This window comes from Xylanibacter rodentium, from assembly GCF_013166575.1.
In the GTDB taxonomy this organism is placed as follows: domain Bacteria; phylum Bacteroidota; class Bacteroidia; order Bacteroidales; family Bacteroidaceae; genus Prevotella; species Prevotella rodentium.
Window position 1 is genome coordinate 119,022 of record NZ_JABKKE010000001.1, and the last position, 17,390, is coordinate 136,411.

The 17,390-nt window shown below is 44.4% G+C and carries 14 protein-coding genes; 11 read left to right on the plus strand and 3 right to left on the minus strand.

What is annotated here, in order from left to right:
* Positions 1-14: 14 nt before the first annotated feature.
* Genes HPS55_RS00500 through HPS55_RS00535 form a run of 8 tightly spaced genes read left to right on the plus strand, consistent with a single transcriptional unit; the run spans position 15 to position 10,588 of the window.
* Positions 15-1,511, plus strand: a complete 1,497-nt coding sequence (locus tag HPS55_RS00500) for a class I SAM-dependent DNA methyltransferase (protein WP_172173459.1) — start codon at positions 15-17, stop codon at positions 1,509-1,511.
* 4 nt (positions 1,512-1,515) lie between these two features.
* Positions 1,516-2,631, plus strand: coding sequence for a restriction endonuclease subunit S (locus HPS55_RS00505; RefSeq protein ID WP_172173461.1), 1,116 nt, complete (start codon positions 1,516-1,518; stop codon positions 2,629-2,631).
* 14 nt (positions 2,632-2,645) lie between these two features.
* Positions 2,646-3,668, plus strand: a complete 1,023-nt coding sequence (locus HPS55_RS00510) for a Fic family protein (protein WP_172173464.1) — start codon at positions 2,646-2,648, stop codon at positions 3,666-3,668.
* A gap of 5 nt (positions 3,669-3,673) precedes the next feature.
* A complete protein-coding gene (locus HPS55_RS00515; protein ID WP_172173467.1) occupies positions 3,674-7,024 on the plus strand; it encodes a DEAD/DEAH box helicase family protein in 3,351 nt (1,116 codons plus the stop codon).
* A 31-nt stretch (positions 7,025-7,055) separates the two neighbouring features.
* Entirely contained in the window at positions 7,056-7,883 is an 828-nt protein-coding gene (locus tag HPS55_RS00520; RefSeq protein WP_172173470.1) for a GIY-YIG nuclease family protein, read from the plus strand.
* Between the two features lie 23 nt (positions 7,884-7,906).
* Positions 7,907-8,332 (plus strand): YdeI/OmpD-associated family protein, encoded by a 426-nt coding sequence (locus tag HPS55_RS00525; protein WP_172173473.1) that lies wholly within the window; start codon positions 7,907-7,909, stop codon positions 8,330-8,332.
* Between the two features lie 29 nt (positions 8,333-8,361).
* On the plus strand, positions 8,362-9,747 hold the full coding sequence (gene rhuM / locus HPS55_RS00530) for a RhuM family protein (protein WP_172173476.1): 1,386 nt from the start codon (positions 8,362-8,364) through the stop codon (positions 9,745-9,747).
* Positions 9,748-9,781: 34 nt separating this feature from the next.
* Complete coding sequence (locus HPS55_RS00535; RefSeq protein ID WP_172173479.1) at positions 9,782-10,588, plus strand: metallophosphoesterase; 807 nt, start codon at positions 9,782-9,784, stop codon at positions 10,586-10,588.
* A 930-nt stretch (positions 10,589-11,518) separates the two neighbouring features.
* Here HPS55_RS00535 and HPS55_RS00540 read toward each other — a convergent pair.
* The 3 genes from HPS55_RS00540 to HPS55_RS00550 form a co-directional block, all read right to left on the minus strand.
* On the minus strand, positions 11,519-11,791 hold the full coding sequence (locus tag HPS55_RS00540) for a PqqD family protein (protein ID WP_172173482.1): 273 nt from the start codon (positions 11,789-11,791) through the stop codon (positions 11,519-11,521).
* A 112-nt stretch (positions 11,792-11,903) separates the two neighbouring features.
* On the minus strand, positions 11,904-14,294 hold the full coding sequence (locus HPS55_RS00545; RefSeq protein ID WP_172173485.1) for a TonB-dependent receptor: 2,391 nt from the start codon (positions 14,292-14,294) through the stop codon (positions 11,904-11,906).
* 109 nt (positions 14,295-14,403) lie between these two features.
* Positions 14,404-15,390, minus strand: coding sequence for a GNAT family N-acetyltransferase (locus HPS55_RS00550; protein WP_256408161.1), 987 nt, complete (start codon positions 15,388-15,390; stop codon positions 14,404-14,406).
* Between the two features lie 149 nt (positions 15,391-15,539).
* On the opposite strand from HPS55_RS00550, the gene HPS55_RS00555 reads away from it, so the two are divergent.
* From HPS55_RS00555 to HPS55_RS00565, 3 genes are read left to right on the plus strand one after another with little or no spacing between them, the layout of a single operon-like run.
* Complete coding sequence (locus HPS55_RS00555) at positions 15,540-16,067, plus strand: nitroreductase family protein (RefSeq protein ID WP_172173492.1); 528 nt, start codon at positions 15,540-15,542, stop codon at positions 16,065-16,067.
* A complete protein-coding gene (locus HPS55_RS00560) occupies positions 16,067-16,843 on the plus strand; it encodes a Rossmann-like and DUF2520 domain-containing protein (RefSeq protein ID WP_172173495.1) in 777 nt (258 codons plus the stop codon). The genes HPS55_RS00555 and HPS55_RS00560 overlap by 1 nt, the downstream gene beginning before the upstream one ends.
* A complete protein-coding gene (locus tag HPS55_RS00565; protein ID WP_172173498.1) occupies positions 16,840-17,358 on the plus strand; it encodes a KdsC family phosphatase in 519 nt (172 codons plus the stop codon). The genes HPS55_RS00560 and HPS55_RS00565 overlap by 4 nt, the downstream gene beginning before the upstream one ends.
* The last annotated feature ends 32 nt before the right edge of the window (positions 17,359-17,390 follow it).

Sequence of the window (17,390 nt, forward strand, 5' to 3'; positions counted from 1 at the left end):
AAAACAGAAATAATATGATTACAGGTGATATAAAACAAAAGGTAGATGATGTATGGCAGACCTTTTGGAACAATGGCTTTACCCAACCATCAGCAATCTTTGAACAGATTACCTATCTGCTCTTTATGAAGATGCTTGACGACAAGCAACGTGAAAAAGAAGCGATAGCCAACTTTACGGGCGATGTTTTGCTTAATCCTACATTCCCCAGCGGTGTGTGGCACAATCCTTCCACCAATCAAGATGTGCCATATAACGAAATGCGTTGGCACGTGTTCAAGGAAATGGAGCCGACAAAAATGCTGGATCGGGTGCGCAACGATGTGTTTATCTTTTTGCGTTATGTGGGAAAAGAGGGTTCGGCTTATAGAAAGGCTATGGAAGACACGGTTTTTCAGATTACCAATGCTCGACTGTTATCTCGTGTTATTGAAGGTATTGAAAAAATTACTTCCGATGGTGCAGACATGATGGGCGATGTATATGAGTACATGCTTGGCATCATGGCGGCATCGGGTACTAACGGACAATTCCGTACCCCCCGCCATATCATCCGCATGATGGTGGAACTGATGCGTCCTACTCTTGACGATACCATCTGCGACCCGGCAATGGGTTCTGCCGGTTTTATTATGGAAGCGGCCAAATACATTGCAGAGCATCAAAGCGATGAATTGCTCAATATCGAAGAAGGAGACCGTTTCCGCAAAGAGATATTTCACGGTTCCGATTCGGACGCTTCTATGCTCCGAATCGGCTGCATGAACATGATGCTTCACGATGTGGATGAACCCAATTTGTACTACCGTAACTCACTGTCGGACGAGAACAACGATACAAACCGCTATACCCTTTGTCTCGCTAACCCTCCGTTTGCAGGTAGTCTCGACACTGATGACATAGCGCACACGTTGAAAGCGGCTGTCAAGACCAAGAAAACAGAACTGCTGTTTCTTGCCTTAATGATGCGGATGCTTCAAGCGGGCGGACGGTGTGCATCCATCGTACCGGATACGGTTCTCACAGGCGATGCACAAGCCTACAAGACCATACGATCGGCATTGGTGGATAAGCACTGCATGCAAGCCGTCATCACGATGCCTTCCGGTGTGTTCCAACCTTATAGCGGAGTCTCTACCGCCATCATTATTTTTACCAAGACAGGCACAGGCGGCACTGACAAGGTTTGGTTTTACGATATGCATGCCGATGGGTTCTCGCTCACCACGCAGCGCATTCCACAGCCTGAGCAAAACGATATTCCCGATATCATCTCCCGTTTCCACAACCTCGAAGCGGAAGCCGACCGCAGTCGCAAAGAGCAATCGTTCTTTGTCACTGCCAATGAAATACGTGCCAACGGCTACGACCTCAGCTATAAGCGTTATCACGAAGTAGAGTATGAGGCTGTTGAATACGAAGTTCCTAAGGCTATCATTGCCCGTATGAAAGAAAGGCAGAAAGCTATTGATGCTGCCTTTGCCGAGTTCAAAAAACAGCTAAATTCGTAAGGGTATGAAAGTGGATAAATCAAAGTGGGAGAATACTTTAATAAAAGATTCCATCAAGACTCTAAAAGTCAAAGATGCAGTTCAAAAGAAAGATTACCTTTTAACTGGGAAATATCCCATTATTTCTCAGGAAAAAGACTTTATATCCGGATATTGTAACACAGAAGACAATCTCAATAAAGATTTAGGAAGTATCGTCATCTTCGGAGACCATACCCGTACTGTCAAATATGTAGATTTTGATTTCTGTGTAGGTGCAGATGGTGTTAAAGTATTACAACCTAACAACAGCTTATCTGCTAAATACCTATATTATTTCATTAAGTGGTCAAACATACCGAGTAACGGTTATGCAAGACATTTCAAGTTCTTGAAAGAGGTAAAAATTAAATACCCAACAGACATATCTATTCAACAAGCAATAGCGACTGAATTGGATGCACTGCAAGAAATGATTGACGGTTACAAGGCACAGATTGCCGACCTTGATGTCCTCGCTCAATCTATCTTCCTTGATATGTTTGGTGATCCTGTGACTAACCCTAAAGGATGGAATTTGCAAACACTCAAAGAGGTTTGTTCTCATATTGTTGATTGCCCTCATTCAACACCTCAAAAATCGGCTATTCCAACAGAATATCCTTGCATCAGAACCTCCGAATTGACAGATTCAGGAATTGAATGGAACACAATGCAATACTTAAACGAAGAAGAGTATTTAAAACGAACGCATCGGTTAAAGCCTCAATTTGGAGATTTAATTTATGGTCGTGAAGGAACTGTAGGAGGTTGCATTATGGTACCTAAAGAAAAACATTTTAGCTTAGGACAGAGAACAATGTTGTTTAGACCCTCTAAAATAAATTCCTATCTCCTTTTGGCGATTATTCGCTCCCCTTGGATTAGGAATCAAGCCGAACTAAAAACAGTTGGACAAACTGTTAAACATATCAACATAAAAGATATTATCGAATTTACTATTCCTGTGCCTCCACGAACATTGCAGCAACACTTCGCCACCCAAGTTGAAGCCATCGAACTGCAAAAAGAGCTACTCCGTCAGCAATTAGCCGATGCCGAGACCTTAATGGCAGAACGGATGCAATATTATTTCTCTTAAAACAAGACAACGGCATGAAAGAGATTGATAAGAAACTGATAGAAACCATCAGCCGATATGTGGCTTCGGGAATAGACCAACAGGTGGATTATGAAAAATTCTACCTCTATTCACTGATTACCCATTCTACGGCCATTGAGGGTTCGACTGTTACCGAAGTAGAAAACCAGTTGTTGTTTGACGAGGGAATTGCAGCCAAAGGTAGAAGCCTGAACGAACAGATGATGAATGTGGACTTGAAAAACGCATACCTCTATGGCTTTGAATGGGCGAAAACCGGACAGCCATACACTGTTGAGTTTTTATGCGAATTGTCAGCCAAAGTCATGCGCCGTACAGGTTCGGAATACTCCACTATGGGCGGCAGTTTCGATTCCTCAAAAGGAGAATTGCGACGGTGCAATGTAAGTGCCGGAATAGGAGGCAGAAGTTATCTGGCATTTCAAAAAGTACCTAAAGCAACAGCAGACTTTTGCGATTGGTTAAACGGAGAACTGGCATCTGTGGACAGAAACGATATGGCAGCATGTTATAGGTTGAGTTTTGAAGCGCACTTCCGTCTTGTCACCATTCATCCGTGGGTGGACGGCAACGGGCGTACTACCCGATTGCTGATGAACATCGTACAACGGCAGTTAGGTCTTATCCCGTCTATTGTTACCAAAGATGCTAAAGGCGAATACATTCAGGCTTTGATTGACAGTCGTGAGCAGGAGGATAGTACCATTGTTCAAGATATAATGCTTACGCAACATACTATCAATCTTGAAAATCGGATTTTACAGTATCAGCAAAGCATGAATGATACTGTAAAAACAAAAAGTGATACTGTAAATGATACTGCAACGCCTAAAGACACCACAGCCCGGCTTATTACAGCCATTAAAGAACACCCTGAATATACATACGATGAGTATGCCAAACTCCTGAATATCGGTCGTGCCACTGTTGCTCGACATATCAAGAAGTTAAATGGAACGGTCATTCAGCGTATCGGTTCAGATAAAGATGGCTATTGGGAATTTATAAAAGACTAAAAGTTATGAGGAACTTCGACATCATAAAAGACATTGACGGATTAAAAACGATTTATCGTTATTGTGCCACGGCTGAGGATTTTCAAATGGCTAACCCAATGGTTTCTGCCATGCAAGCCCGACTTGCACTGGAAATGATGGTAAAAACCGTTTATCGCTTGAAAGGATGGCAGATAGGGGAACGTGCCTCGTTGCTTTCACTCACGACCGACGAACGCTTTACGGCATTCATAAACAGCGAAGACCTGATGAAGCGCATCCACTATGTGCGTAAGATTGGGAACAATGCCGCACACGCCAATGATGGATTCGTAGGGCGCAAAGAGTCTTTCTTTGCCGTACTGAATCTATATTACATCATTGGTTCCATCCTATTGGCTTGGCAGGTGATTGACACATTGCCGGACTTTGACAAAGAGCTGATTCCCCAATCACCTCAACCAAGTAACATTGCCGTTGTTCCTCAAACAGAGCAAGCCTCTTCAGCGACCACGCAGACTGCCGATACTGCCGCAAAAGCGGTGAAAGAAAGTTCAGATGCACAACCTACAACGGTGGATGCCCAGCCTGTTGTAAACGACCTCTCGGAAGCAGAAACCCGAAAATTGTATATCGACCTGTTGCTTCACGAGGCAGGTTGGAATGTATCTGGACATAAGGGTGAAATCATCCCCCGCCATGCCGGAATAGAGATAGAGGTACAGGGTATGCCCAATGAGAGCGGTGTGGGATATGCGGACTATGTACTGTTTGATGCAGACGGAACGCCACTGGCTGTAGTGGAAGCCAAGCGCACCAGTGTAGATGCGACAGCTGGTCGCCATCAAGCGGAATTGTATGCCGATCGTCTGGCTAAACACTACGCCTGTCCTCATCCTGTTATCTACTACACCAATGGTTTTGAAACCCATATAATAGATGGTATCGGTTATCCGTCACGCAAAGTGATGGGATTCCATACCATTGACGAATTGCGCAGAATGATAGCACAACGGAGTCGCAACGACATTACCGACTTGCAGATTTCGGACAAGATAACCAATCGCAACTACCAAAAGCGAGTGATTGAATCAGTGTGCAAACATTATAACGACAAGCATCGTCGTGCCCTGCTTGTGATGGCTACTGGTACGGGAAAGACGCGTATCAGTATCTCACTCGTCGATGTGTTGGTGCGAAACAATTGGGTAAAGAATGTGTTGTTCCTTGCCGACCGTATCGAACTGGTCAATCAGGCAAAAAAGAATTATACAAAGTTATTGCCCAACATGACAGTCAGTTCCTTACGTGACAGCGATGTGGATATATCGGCACGTATCCTTTTCTCCACTTATCAGACCATGATAGGACATTTGGACAGGGATACCAAGACATTCTCATTAGGCAGATTTGACCTTATCATCATTGACGAAGCACACCGCAGTGTGTTTGGCAAATATGGAGCAATCTTTGAGTATTTCGATGGACTGCTCTTAGGACTGACGGCAACCCCTCGTGATGAAGTTGACCGCTCTACATACGACCTCTTCGGTATGGAGCAAGGCGAGCCGACCGACAGTTACGAATATGACGAAGCGGTAGCTGATGGCTATCTGAACCCATTCAAGGCAATAAAAGACAACTCAAAAATTCTGACTACAGGAATTGACCCCGAACAACTTACTCCGGAAGAACGGGAGCAATTGGAAGAGATTTTCGAGTATGAGAAGATGAAAGCAGGATTGGAGCCAGATGAACCGTACAGCCGCACCATTAACGCAACGGAGATATTCAAATACATCTTCAACCAAGACACCGTAGATCATGTGCTGAACCGCCTGATGAACGATGGAATCCGAGTGAAAGACGATACCATGATAGGCAAAACCATCATATTCGCCTATAACCACAAACATGCCGTGTTCATAGCCGAACGGTTTACCGCACTTTACCCCGACTTGGGAGCGGACTTCTGCCGAGTAATTGATAATTACGAGAAATATTCATCCGACCTAATTGATAAGTTTGCCGATGCAGAAAAGCAACCACAAATTGCCGTATCTGTAGATATGCTCGACACGGGCATTGATGTGCCTGAAATCGTAAACTTGGTTTTCTTCAAACCTATCCACTCCAAGATAAAGTTCTGGCAAATGATAGGCAGAGGCACACGTCTGTGTGAAAATTTGTTTGGCGAAGGTAGGAATAAAGAAGAGTTTCTGATATTCGATTTCTACCGAAATTTTGAGTATTTTGAGATGAATCCCGAAGGAGCCAAACCCACAAAATCGCAGTCCATTGTAAGTATGCTTTTTAATCTTCGCACTGATATTAAATTCGCCTTGCAGGATGGAGCATATCAAAGCAAAGAAGAATCAAAGGCTTTTCACGACAACCTTGCCGGCATCTTGCACAAGCAAATAGCCGACTTGAACAGGAATCGGATAGATGTGCGCCTTCAACTGAAAGCCGTAGAGACATACGCCACACCAGAAGCCATGGTCTGTTTGACTCTTGGCGATGTGATGGCAATGAAAGGTAATATCTCACCTTTATTCAAAAATGCAACGACAGACACTTCTGCTCTAAAATTTGATGCCCTTGTGCTAAAATCTCAACTTGCGTTAATAGATGAAACGGTCAATTCCACATCGTCAGAGCGGAAAATAATGGACATAGCCAGTTATCTCAAAGAGAAAAAAGCCTCTATTCCGCAAGTAATGGCTAAGATGAATGTACTTAACGAGGTACTGTCCACTCATTTCTGGGAATCGAAAAGTCTTGGCTCTCTCGAACGCATCAGGCTGGAGCTTCGTGAGCTTATACAATACTTGGATGGTGGCACGGCAGGGCAAACATTTACAATCAATATAACCGACACATTTGAAGAAGATAGTTCAGGTGTCAATATAACCCCAATCCGTACCTATCGCCGTAGAGTGGAAGACTATCTCAAAGAACATCTATCAGATGATGATACTTTGCAAAAGATATACCACCTTGAACCGCTGTCCGAACAGGACATTGCCCGATTGGAACAGATTTTCTGGGAAGAATTAGGCTCAAAAGAAGAATTTGATGCACAAACGAGAACAAAGCCCTATCAACATAATGTAGCCGCCTTCATTCGTTCCATCATTGGAGTGGAACAAGATGTGGCTCTGGAAAAATATCGTGCATTGATACATGGTGCGGAACTAACCCGTATGCAAGAGGAGTATCTGCGTACACTCATTCGCTATGTATGCGAAAATGGCGACATTGCCACTGTTGTATTGCAGCAACCACCTTTCAATAAGTTCACAGCTATCTTCCGTGATAGCCCTAAAGCACTTATTGATTATGTAAAACTAATCAGTAGGGTGATTGCGGCGTAAATAAAAGAACAATAGAAAACAGAAGATAATTATGGGGAAGACAGTAACAACATATCTCATAGACGGAGACCCGAAAGGAACTCAATATGCATTCATCAGCAATAAGATTTGCCAGATGTTTGTCGTGCCACGTTCTAACCTCTCTTATCTGAATACTCAAGAGAAGTTGCAGAAACCTGCATTTTATATATTACTGGGCGAAGATGAATCAACTAAGCCGCAGGCATACATTGGTGAAACGGAAAATTTTAAAGAGCGTGTGAAAGACCACGACAGCAAGAAGGTGTTTTGGCAAAAAGCACTTATATTCGTATCGAAAGATGCCGATATGACTAAAGTTGATGTGCAATACCTAGAACATAAAGCGATAGCTGAAGCCAAGAAAGCAAACGCTTTTGTTTTAAGCGATAATAAACAAATCCCTAAAGCACCGAATCTACCAGAGCATCAACAAGATTCAATGGATGAATTTTTTGAAGATGTGAAATTTCTGGCATCATTTATCGGTTGCAATATCTTTGAAGTATCACAACCCAAAGAGGAACATCTATTCTACACCAAAGGTAGAGGGTGCAATGCAAAGGGCTTCTACAGTTCCGATGGCTTTACAGTCCTAAAAGGGAGTATTGTTGCCAAAACAATGGTTCCGTCTTTCAACTGGAAAGAAAAACGAGAAAAGATGCTTCAAGATTACACTTCCAACGAGAACGGAATATTGGTATTAACATCGGATAAAACTTTTTCAAGCCCCAGTACTGCCGCAGATTTCTGTATTGGTAGCAGCAATAACGGCTGGTTAGTATGGAAAGATAAAGAAGGAAACACATTGGATTCTGTTTATAGAAAACAGTTGGATTAATAACATATCAATTGGAGGCAAATATGGAAATTATCAATCTACTAGACTTCACAGACCGCATTGAACTGAGAGAATGGCTAGAGGTCAATCATAACCAGGCGAAATCGTGTTGGGTTGTAACTTCACGCTCTAAACAGCCCACATACGAATGTATTCCATACATTGAGGTTGTTGAAGAAGCATTGTGCTTCGGGTGGATTGATTCGACTCTAAAGAAACTACCAGACGGACGCCTTGCACAGCGGCTTTCACCTCGTCGCAAAGGAAGTCATTGGACTGAGTTAAACAAAGAACGTTGTATCAATCTTGAAGATCGAGGACTTATGACAGATGCCGGACGCCAAGCATTTGAGAAAGCCTATCCCTACGAAATAGTTCCCAAAGGTTCTCTTATGGAAGAAAGAATCATGATGCATAATAAGGAATTAAGACCGGGATTATACAAGTAATTCTTATCATTATAAGATATATCAAGACGATGAACGAGAACAACATATTCCCTATTCAATCAGACTTTGAACGAATTAAAAAGCAAAACGAAAACGGTTCGGAGTACTGGACTTCTCGTGAGTTGTGCACCGCATTAGGCTATAGCACATACCAAAAATTTAATCGTACTCTAAACAAAGCTATCGCTATAGCCAATAAGAAAGGTTGTAATACTACCGAGCATTTTAATGCTACGTTTGAGATGGTCAAACTAAATTCCGGTTCCTTTCGTAAGGTAAAGAATATACATCTATCACGAATTGCCTGTTTGATGATTGTTGAAAATGCCGATAGCAAGAAACCACAAGTGCAGATGGCAAGAGAATATTTCAAACAAGAAATATCAACTCCTGAATTAATCGACAATAACTTGTCATCCAATATATTGCTATATAAGACAAAACAAGGAGAAAGTCGTATAGAGGTCATCTTCAATAATGAAACATTTTGGATGTCGCAAAAGCGAATGGCCGATTTGTTTGGTGTTGAAACGAATACGATCAACAACCATCTGAAAGAGATTTTCAAAAGCGGAGAATTGGAGGAGAGTTCAGTTATTCGAAAAATTCGAACAACTAAACTTGATGGCAAGAACGATGATACATTGTTCTACAATTTGGATGCGGTTATTGCCGTTGGCTTTCGTGTGGGCAGTTATCAAGCGAGCCAATTTCGGATGTGGACAACATCGGTTCTAAAAGAAATGATCATAAAAGGATTTGTATTGGATGATGAACGCTTGAAACAGGGCAAACATTTTGGCAAAGATTATTTTGACGACCTCTTAGAACGTATCCGAGAGATACGAGCTTCAGAACGTCGGTATTATCAGAAAATCACTGATGTTTATGCCGAATGTAGTGCCGATTATGACCCTAAGGCTGAGACCACTCTACAATTCTTCAAAATGGTGCAAGATATGATGCATTGGGCTACTTCCCATCAAACGGCAACCGAAATCATCTATTCAAGAGCAGATTCACAAAAGCCCCACATGGGACTTACCACGTGGAAAAACGCTCCTGACGGCAGAGTTCAAAAGTCGGATACAATTATCGCTCAGAATTACCTATCAGACAAAGAAATCTCAGCTTTCAATCGTCTATCAACCGCATTCCTTGATTTGGCCGAACTTCGTGCCGAACGGCAAATAATTTCCACAATGGCAGATTGGAAAAAGCAATTAGATGATTTCTTGACTCTGTATGAGTATGATAAATATAATAAGGTTGACACCATTTCCTTCGAACAAGCGAAAGAAAAGGCATACACTGAATATGATAAATTCCGTTTGATTCAAGACAAAGAGTTTCTTTCAGATTTTGATAAAGAAATCAAGGCATGGAAAAAGAAAGGATTGTTTGGTAAGGATTAATTCTATCTATAAACACTATTAACAGGAACATAAGATGAATCATAGTAACACATTCTCACTATCTTTTCCCGAAGCCAAGACAATTATTGTCTCCGGTGACATTCATGGAGACTTTAATCAGTTGGTGTTCAAACTCTGCATCCAATATCAGCTTACAGATACTTTGATAATTGTAGCCGGGGATTGTGGCTTTGGCTTCGAAAAGAAAGAGTACTATGAGCAGATGGTTAGACGAAATGTCAAGCGAATGAACCAAGCCAACAATTGGATTGTGTTTGTGCGTGGTAATCATGATAATCCGGCTTATTTTAATGGTTCAACGTTCAACTTCAAACGCTTCATTGCTGTTCCCGATTATACTATTCTACAAGCCTGTAATCATACCATCCTTTGTGTTGGCGGAGCTATCTCTATTGACCGTATCTGTCGCATAAATGAATGGAATAAACGCAAATACCGTGTTCATTCAAATGAGTCACAAGAAAATGATATTTCTCGCAATTTGTATTGGCAGAACGAAGCTCCTATTTACGATTCTGATAAGCTGAATACCATCCGTGCAAACTTCTTGATTGATACAGTTGTCACACATACCGCACCTTCATATTGCGAACTATTCTCAAAAAGCAATCTTAACCAATGGACTGAGAACGATCCTTCATTGATCGAGGATATACAATTTGAACGGAGAACGATGGATATGCTTCTGCACCATCTTAAAACCGACAACCATCCGATAAACCATTGGTACTATGGTCATTTTCATCAAAGTTGGCATTCTGCCATTAATGGAATACTATATCAGATGCTCGATATTATGGAATTCTGTCAAATATTTTGATTTATACCATTTCGGGTATAATATTGATGTAATAAATAGAATTATACCCGATAGGATATAATAGTTATTGCATAAATACAAGTGTTTCTGTTAGGGCATACAAACATTTTCCATAGTGGGCAAACGGAGCAATTACATTTTTTCAAGCGAATAAATCTGATTCGTTACACTTTTTCAAATGAATATCACCCATTATCATACACTTTTTCAAGCGAATCAAATGTAAATCCTACAAAACATGAACATTTTTCTACCATCCAACACCATTCAAAGAATAAAAATCAACCGCAACCCACAGAAATTCCAAGAAAACCACTACCTTTGCATTCAACAAGCGTTCTGTAACATACCCGTGGAAATACCCTATCATTCAATACCTTGTATCTGATAGCGGACATTCCACAAAAGGGCTGAAAAGAGGCGGTACAACACGTATATGCAAAACCATGAAATACAACGATTTGCATTTGTCCCTACATTCTGTGTATTTGTCAAAACAGAGGTTGTACCGATTAAAATGAATGGTCACTGATAATCAGTGATGTAAAGATGCTGCGTTGGCAAGTAAGTGGTGATTACCAACGATTAGCATATATCATCAATGATTATCAAGGCGTTCATTTTGAGCGCCTTCTTTTTATAGTCATCGTTTAAATGTTATTCAGTTGATTTGTTTGTATATGATGTAAACTGCCTTGCTGCTATTCTCCTTTGAGATGGCTACCACTTCATAATTGAAAAAATCCAAAAGTTGATTAATTTTTATCAAGTCGTAACGTTTCCTTTCCTTGTTTAAAATCATGAATGGACACAAGCAATTGCATGAGCTTGTCAGACGATTCATTCGCTGTTCTTCATGGTTCACACTTGCGCAAAACCACGGAAAAATCGCACTTCCAACTTGAACTTACTGATATCATCACCTATTGTCTATTCAGAGACCAGTCCTAACGACTTCCACCCTTTTAACAACGAATGAACGTCATTTGCTGCAGTATCCGTGTCAATATCATATTCTTCACAAAGAAGATTTACCAAAGTCTCTTCTGTAAACGATTCCTTTGCAGAAGAAGCCTCCCATAAAAATGCCGCACTTTCGTTAAGATTGATTAGTTTATTGAAATCCAAATTATCCAAACCGTACGCTATAATTACTTTCTCACCACAGATATTACGTATTTCAAATCCGTCTTTTATTCTCATATGTCCTTATTCTTTGCATGCTACAGGAAAATATACAAACACTATTAAATCAATAAGAAGCCACTTGACCGAAAGTTACTGAACCGAAATCCATTAAGTTATAATTCTTCTATCAGAACTCCAGCAATACGCGTCCGTTGATTTGGCGTCCCGTCAGGTAATTAGGTACAGCATACTGCTGATTTGTCACATCTGTCACCCAATAATAAGAGTTGACATTGCTTATGCCGAACAGGTTGAGACAGTCAATGCCCACCCATAAATTCTTCAACAAAGGACGCTTCTTTCCGTCCTCGTTGTCGTACGCCCGGTAGCTCATGCCTATATCCGCACGCTTGTATGCCGGAGCACGGAAGTTCTGATATTCCAGCCCACGATGCGGAGGACCGAAAGGCAAACCGTCGGCAAAGGCCAGCTTCAGCGTCATCTTCCAGCGTTCCGTACCGGGGAAATAGTCTGTGAAATGCAGGTTGACAGCATAGCGTTGGTCAGTAGGCATAGGTATCCATTGCCCATTCATCTTCTGTCTTGTACTCATCAGAGAGAATGTCACCCACGAGTCCGTTCCAGGTACGAACTCTCCATACAACTTCAAGTCGAGACCTGCTGCATATCCGTTGCACATATTCTGTCCGTAATATGTTATCTTCACATTGTTCACGTTGTATGGTACAAGATTGTTCAGTATCTTATAGTAAGCCTCGGCCGTGAACTTATACGGCCTCTCCTTCATCTTGAAACGGTAGTCAAAGGCAGCCACAAAGTGTATGGAGCGCTGACTCTTTATCTTATTGTTTAGCGTAGCAACGGTTACTCCCCCCACGGTGGTTGTGTCGCGCAGTTCTTTGAAAAACGGAGTCTGATAATAAAGTCCCGTTGCCAGACGGAATGTCATGTTCTGGTCGAATGCCGGTATTATGGCCAACGATGCGCGCGGAGACACCACCGTCTCCTTGTTGAACGACCAATTGCTGAACCGGACACCATAGTTCAATGTATACAACGTCTGGTTTTCTTCGCCGGAGGCAAAACGGTAAGTATCCTGTACATATCCCTCAATACGGTTGGCATCGAGCCGGTTTCTCGAATTGAGCGAATAAATCAAATCAAGTCTGTCGGCAGAGTGAGGCATCGAATATCCGGCCGAATCCCGCATCTCATACTCACGCGAGTTTTCCTTTATCTTTTCCCGCTTGTATGTCATACCGGCTTCAATGTCGTGATGTTTGGTCTTGTGCTTTACCATCAGTTTCAGACTTTTCACATCGGCAGTCAGATAGTTGCGTGCATGCTCCATGTATGTTCCTACACCGAGGTTTACATTTGTCTGTGTATCGTCAAGCCAATATTGCCCTTGTGTATCGTATGTCTCCTGTTCCTTGGTATAAAATGCCGATGCCAGCAGCGACACTGTAGTACGGTCGCCAAAATGGCGCGAGATGCCCAATGTACCGAAATATGTGCGGAAGATGTCCTTCTCCTGACCGTCAAAGTATACTCGGAACGACTTCACGTTCTCCATCGTTCCGAAAGACGTCTCGCGATCGGTCGGCTTGAAGTTGTAGTGATTTTCCGATATGTTACCGATAAAATCCATCGTCCACCGACTGTTCGGTTTATAACTGAGATACGTCTGGTAATCAAGGAAGTTGGGCTTATACTCGCCTTTTGTCTCCAACGAACCGAGCAGGTAGCGATTGGTCTTGTACCTTATACCATGACTCATGGCCAGCTTCTTCGATGCAACGCCAGCATATGCACTTGCCCCTAACAGCGACGCCGACACTGTAGCCTCGGTACGCTTCGGACGCTTGTAGGTTATGTCAAGGGCTGACGACATCTTGTCGCCGTATTTGGCTTCAAATCCTCCCGACGAAAACGCCACGGCCTCCACCATGTCGGGATTGATGATGCTGAGTCCCTCTTGCTGACCGCTGCGTATGAGCAACGGACGGTATACCTCCACATTGTTGATATACACGGAGTTCTCGTCAAAACTGCCGCCACGGACATTATACTGCGACGACAGCTCGCTGTGCGTAGACACTCCTGCCTGTTGCTGTATCAGTTCCTCGACAGCATTGCCCGATGCCGTGGGCACGCTCTTCATGTCTTTTATGTCAAGACGCTCTGTACCGGTGGTCTGCCGGCGTTTCTCCGTCACCACCACCTCACCCAATGCCTGCATGGACGGCAGCTGCACCTCTACGTGCATCTTTCCCTTTGGCCGGCGGAACACACGCTTTCGGGCGTTGTATCCCACCATCGAGAACTTCACGACAACGCTGTCCCCTGAATCCAGAGATATGCTGAACTCCCCTTTCAGGTCAGTCATCACCATCTTCCCCTGTTCCAGGCATGACACCGTAGCCAATTCTATCGGATTGTTCTCCTCGTCCACCACACGCCCTGTCAGCGTGAATCCGTCGGCAAAAACGCCCGTATATGCCGTTGTCAGCATTATGAGCAGTGCTATATATCGTATATTGAAATAAGTCTTCATTGTATTAGATAACGATAAAATATATGTATTATTGCCACATACATGAATATAATAACGCGGATTATGACAGGCATACGTAAAATATATCACAACAATACCAACCATCCATTCACCACTTATACCTCCACGACATGACAGTGTTGAGCCATCGTGCCGAAAAACGGAACCAGCGATAGGTGCTGACGGGTTTCCCACCGAAACGCAGGATAAATTCGCGAAACGGATTCTTGCTGAACGGAAGTCCTACATCCATGAAGTGTATGTGCGAATATCCACGCGAATAGGCATTGTCTATGGCATGCCAGATGGTCATGACATCCGGACGGACCATAACGAAACTCTTGCGCAGAAATGCGAAATACCACAGATAGGCATCACCTTCCGAATATGCACACGCACAGCACCCCACCACACGGCCTTTGTACCGTGTGACAAAAAGCCGGGCATGCTCCGTCTGCATCAGTCCGCGGAAGAAGTTGCAGTCAGGAATATACCGCTTCAACTTGAACCGGTTGTGACTTCTGAGCAGCGCACAGAAAGCTCCGAGTTCCTCCTCTCCCTCCACTTCTGCCGTCACCACCCCCTTTTCATAGGCCCGTTCTATGCGCTTCCTCATCTTCCGGCCCAAACGTTCTGCGGGCGGCATACTGTGCAGCGAATTGTGTATTCCCATCCAGTGAACAGGAAAAAAGCCGGCCTCACGCAACAGTTTATATCCGAACATCTTTCCCGAAAGATTGCTTATCTCGACATACATCACACGCACTTGCAGCCGTGACATCAGCGACACAAGCATTTCTCTGAAAAGTTCCGTAACGGTATATTCCCCATCACCTGTCTCCGACAAGTCCGCCACATACTCCCCCTCACCCCATATCCGGCAATGGGCACACAGGCAAGGCGACAACAGAGGCCTGCGGTGTCTAACGACAGCGAGCAGATGGCCCAGCACGCGACCGCCTCCATCTGTCACAACAGCCATATAAGGCTGCTGACGCGGTGTCTGCTCCAGCAGTGCAAACAGAGACCTGCTGTGAAAGAAGTTGCGGTACTCCATCTCCGGAAGGTCGTCGGCACGGGTATATATCGTTGTCACTGTATTTTTCATTTCGCAAAAATACAAAATCTTTTCATAAAAGCGACAGTCAGACACGTTTTTATGGCCACAACCATCCGTAACCGGGAAAATTTATATATATTTGCATCACGTTTACATTATTACATGTCAAATAACATATAAAAACCATGACAGACTTCAAACAACTCGTACAGCAGCGACGCAGCTGCCGAAAATACACAGACAGCGAGATTGATGCCGAAGACATCAGGCTTATAATGCGTGCGGCACTGATGTCACCGACGTCCAAGGGACAACGCAACTGGCACTTCATCCTTACCGACGACAAGACAACAATAGAGAAACTGGCCGACGCCAAAGACATGGGCTCACAATTCATGAAAGGCGCCGCTGTGGCCATAGTCGTGACCGGCGACCCGCTGCAGAACGACTGTTGGGTGGAAGACGGAGCCATAGCAGCCATTTCAATGCAGTATCAGGCTGAGGAACTCGGCCTGGGCACATGCTGGATACAAATGCGCGGACGCGGTCTGAGCGACGGCACCGCCGCCGACGATGTAATACGCGGTGTGCTCGGCCTGCCCGACAACTACAACGTACTCTGCATTATTGCTGTCGGGCAAAAAGCCGACGAGCGCAAACCGCAGAACGAGGACAAACTGAAATGGGAAAACGTACACATAGATAAATTCTGATGAAAATAGTATTAGCAGGTGCAGGCAAACTCGCCACCAATCTCGGACAGGCCCTGCACGCAGCCGGACACGACATCGTACAGGTGTACAGCCGCACAATGGAGTCGGCAGCGGCACTGTCCGCCATCGTGGGCGGCTCTCCCGTCACCGATACCGGAGCCATTACCGACGATGCCGACGTATATATCATGTCGGTCACCGATGCGGCCATGCCCGTCCTTGTCCCCGTGATATGTAAGGGACGCGAACAAAAGGTATTCGTACACACGGCCGGCAGTATGCCGATGGACGTGTTTCAGGGCATGGCACTGCACTACGGAGTGCTCTACCCTATGCAGTCGTTCTCAAAAGAGCGCAAGGTCAACTTCCGTGAGGTGGCATGCTTCACCGAGGCCAACGACGAGTATGCCGCCGGAATAATCGGACGTCTGGCCTGCGACGTCAGCGACAATGTGAAACCGCTTTCGTCAGAAGCCAGGAGGCATCTGCATCTGGCAGCCGTCTTTGCCTGCAACTTCGTAAACCACTGCTACGCCATCTCGGCCGACATCCTCGCCCGCCACGACATTCCCTTCGACGTGATGCTGCCCCTCATCGACGAGACTGCACGCAAAGTGCACAGCATCACTCCGGCATCGGCACAGACAGGCCCTGCCGTGCGATACGACGAGAACGTGATACGCAACCAGAGCATGCTCCTGCGCAACAATCCTCTGATAAAGGAAATATACGAGAGAATGAGCATGAGCATACACCGCAAATACACAAAGGAATGATCAACTACGACCTTACGAAAATACGGATGATAGCATTCGACGTGGACGGTGTGCTCAGTTCCGGGACAATCATGCTGCACCCCGAAGGCGAACCCATGCGCACCGTCAACATAAAAGACGGCTACGCCATACAGCTCGCCGTCAGACTCGGGCTGCGTATAGCCATCATTACCGGTGGCAAAACCAACAGCGTATACAAAAGATACACCGGCCTGGGTGTTGAAGACGTATATATGGGATGCAGTGTCAAGATCAATACATACGACGGACTGCTGAAGAAGTACAATATCAAAGACGACGAGGTGATGTACATGGGCGACGACATTCCCGACTACGAAATCATGCGCCGTTGCGGATGTCCCGTATGTCCTGCCGATGCCTGTCCCGACATCAAGGACATATCCATATATATAAGCGACAGAAACGGAGGACACGGATGCGGACGCGACGTGATAGAACAAGTGTTGCGCGCACAAGGCAAATGGCTCAACGGCCGGGAGGCATTCGGGTGGTGACCGGAAAGCCAAAGGCCTGCAAAAACAAACTC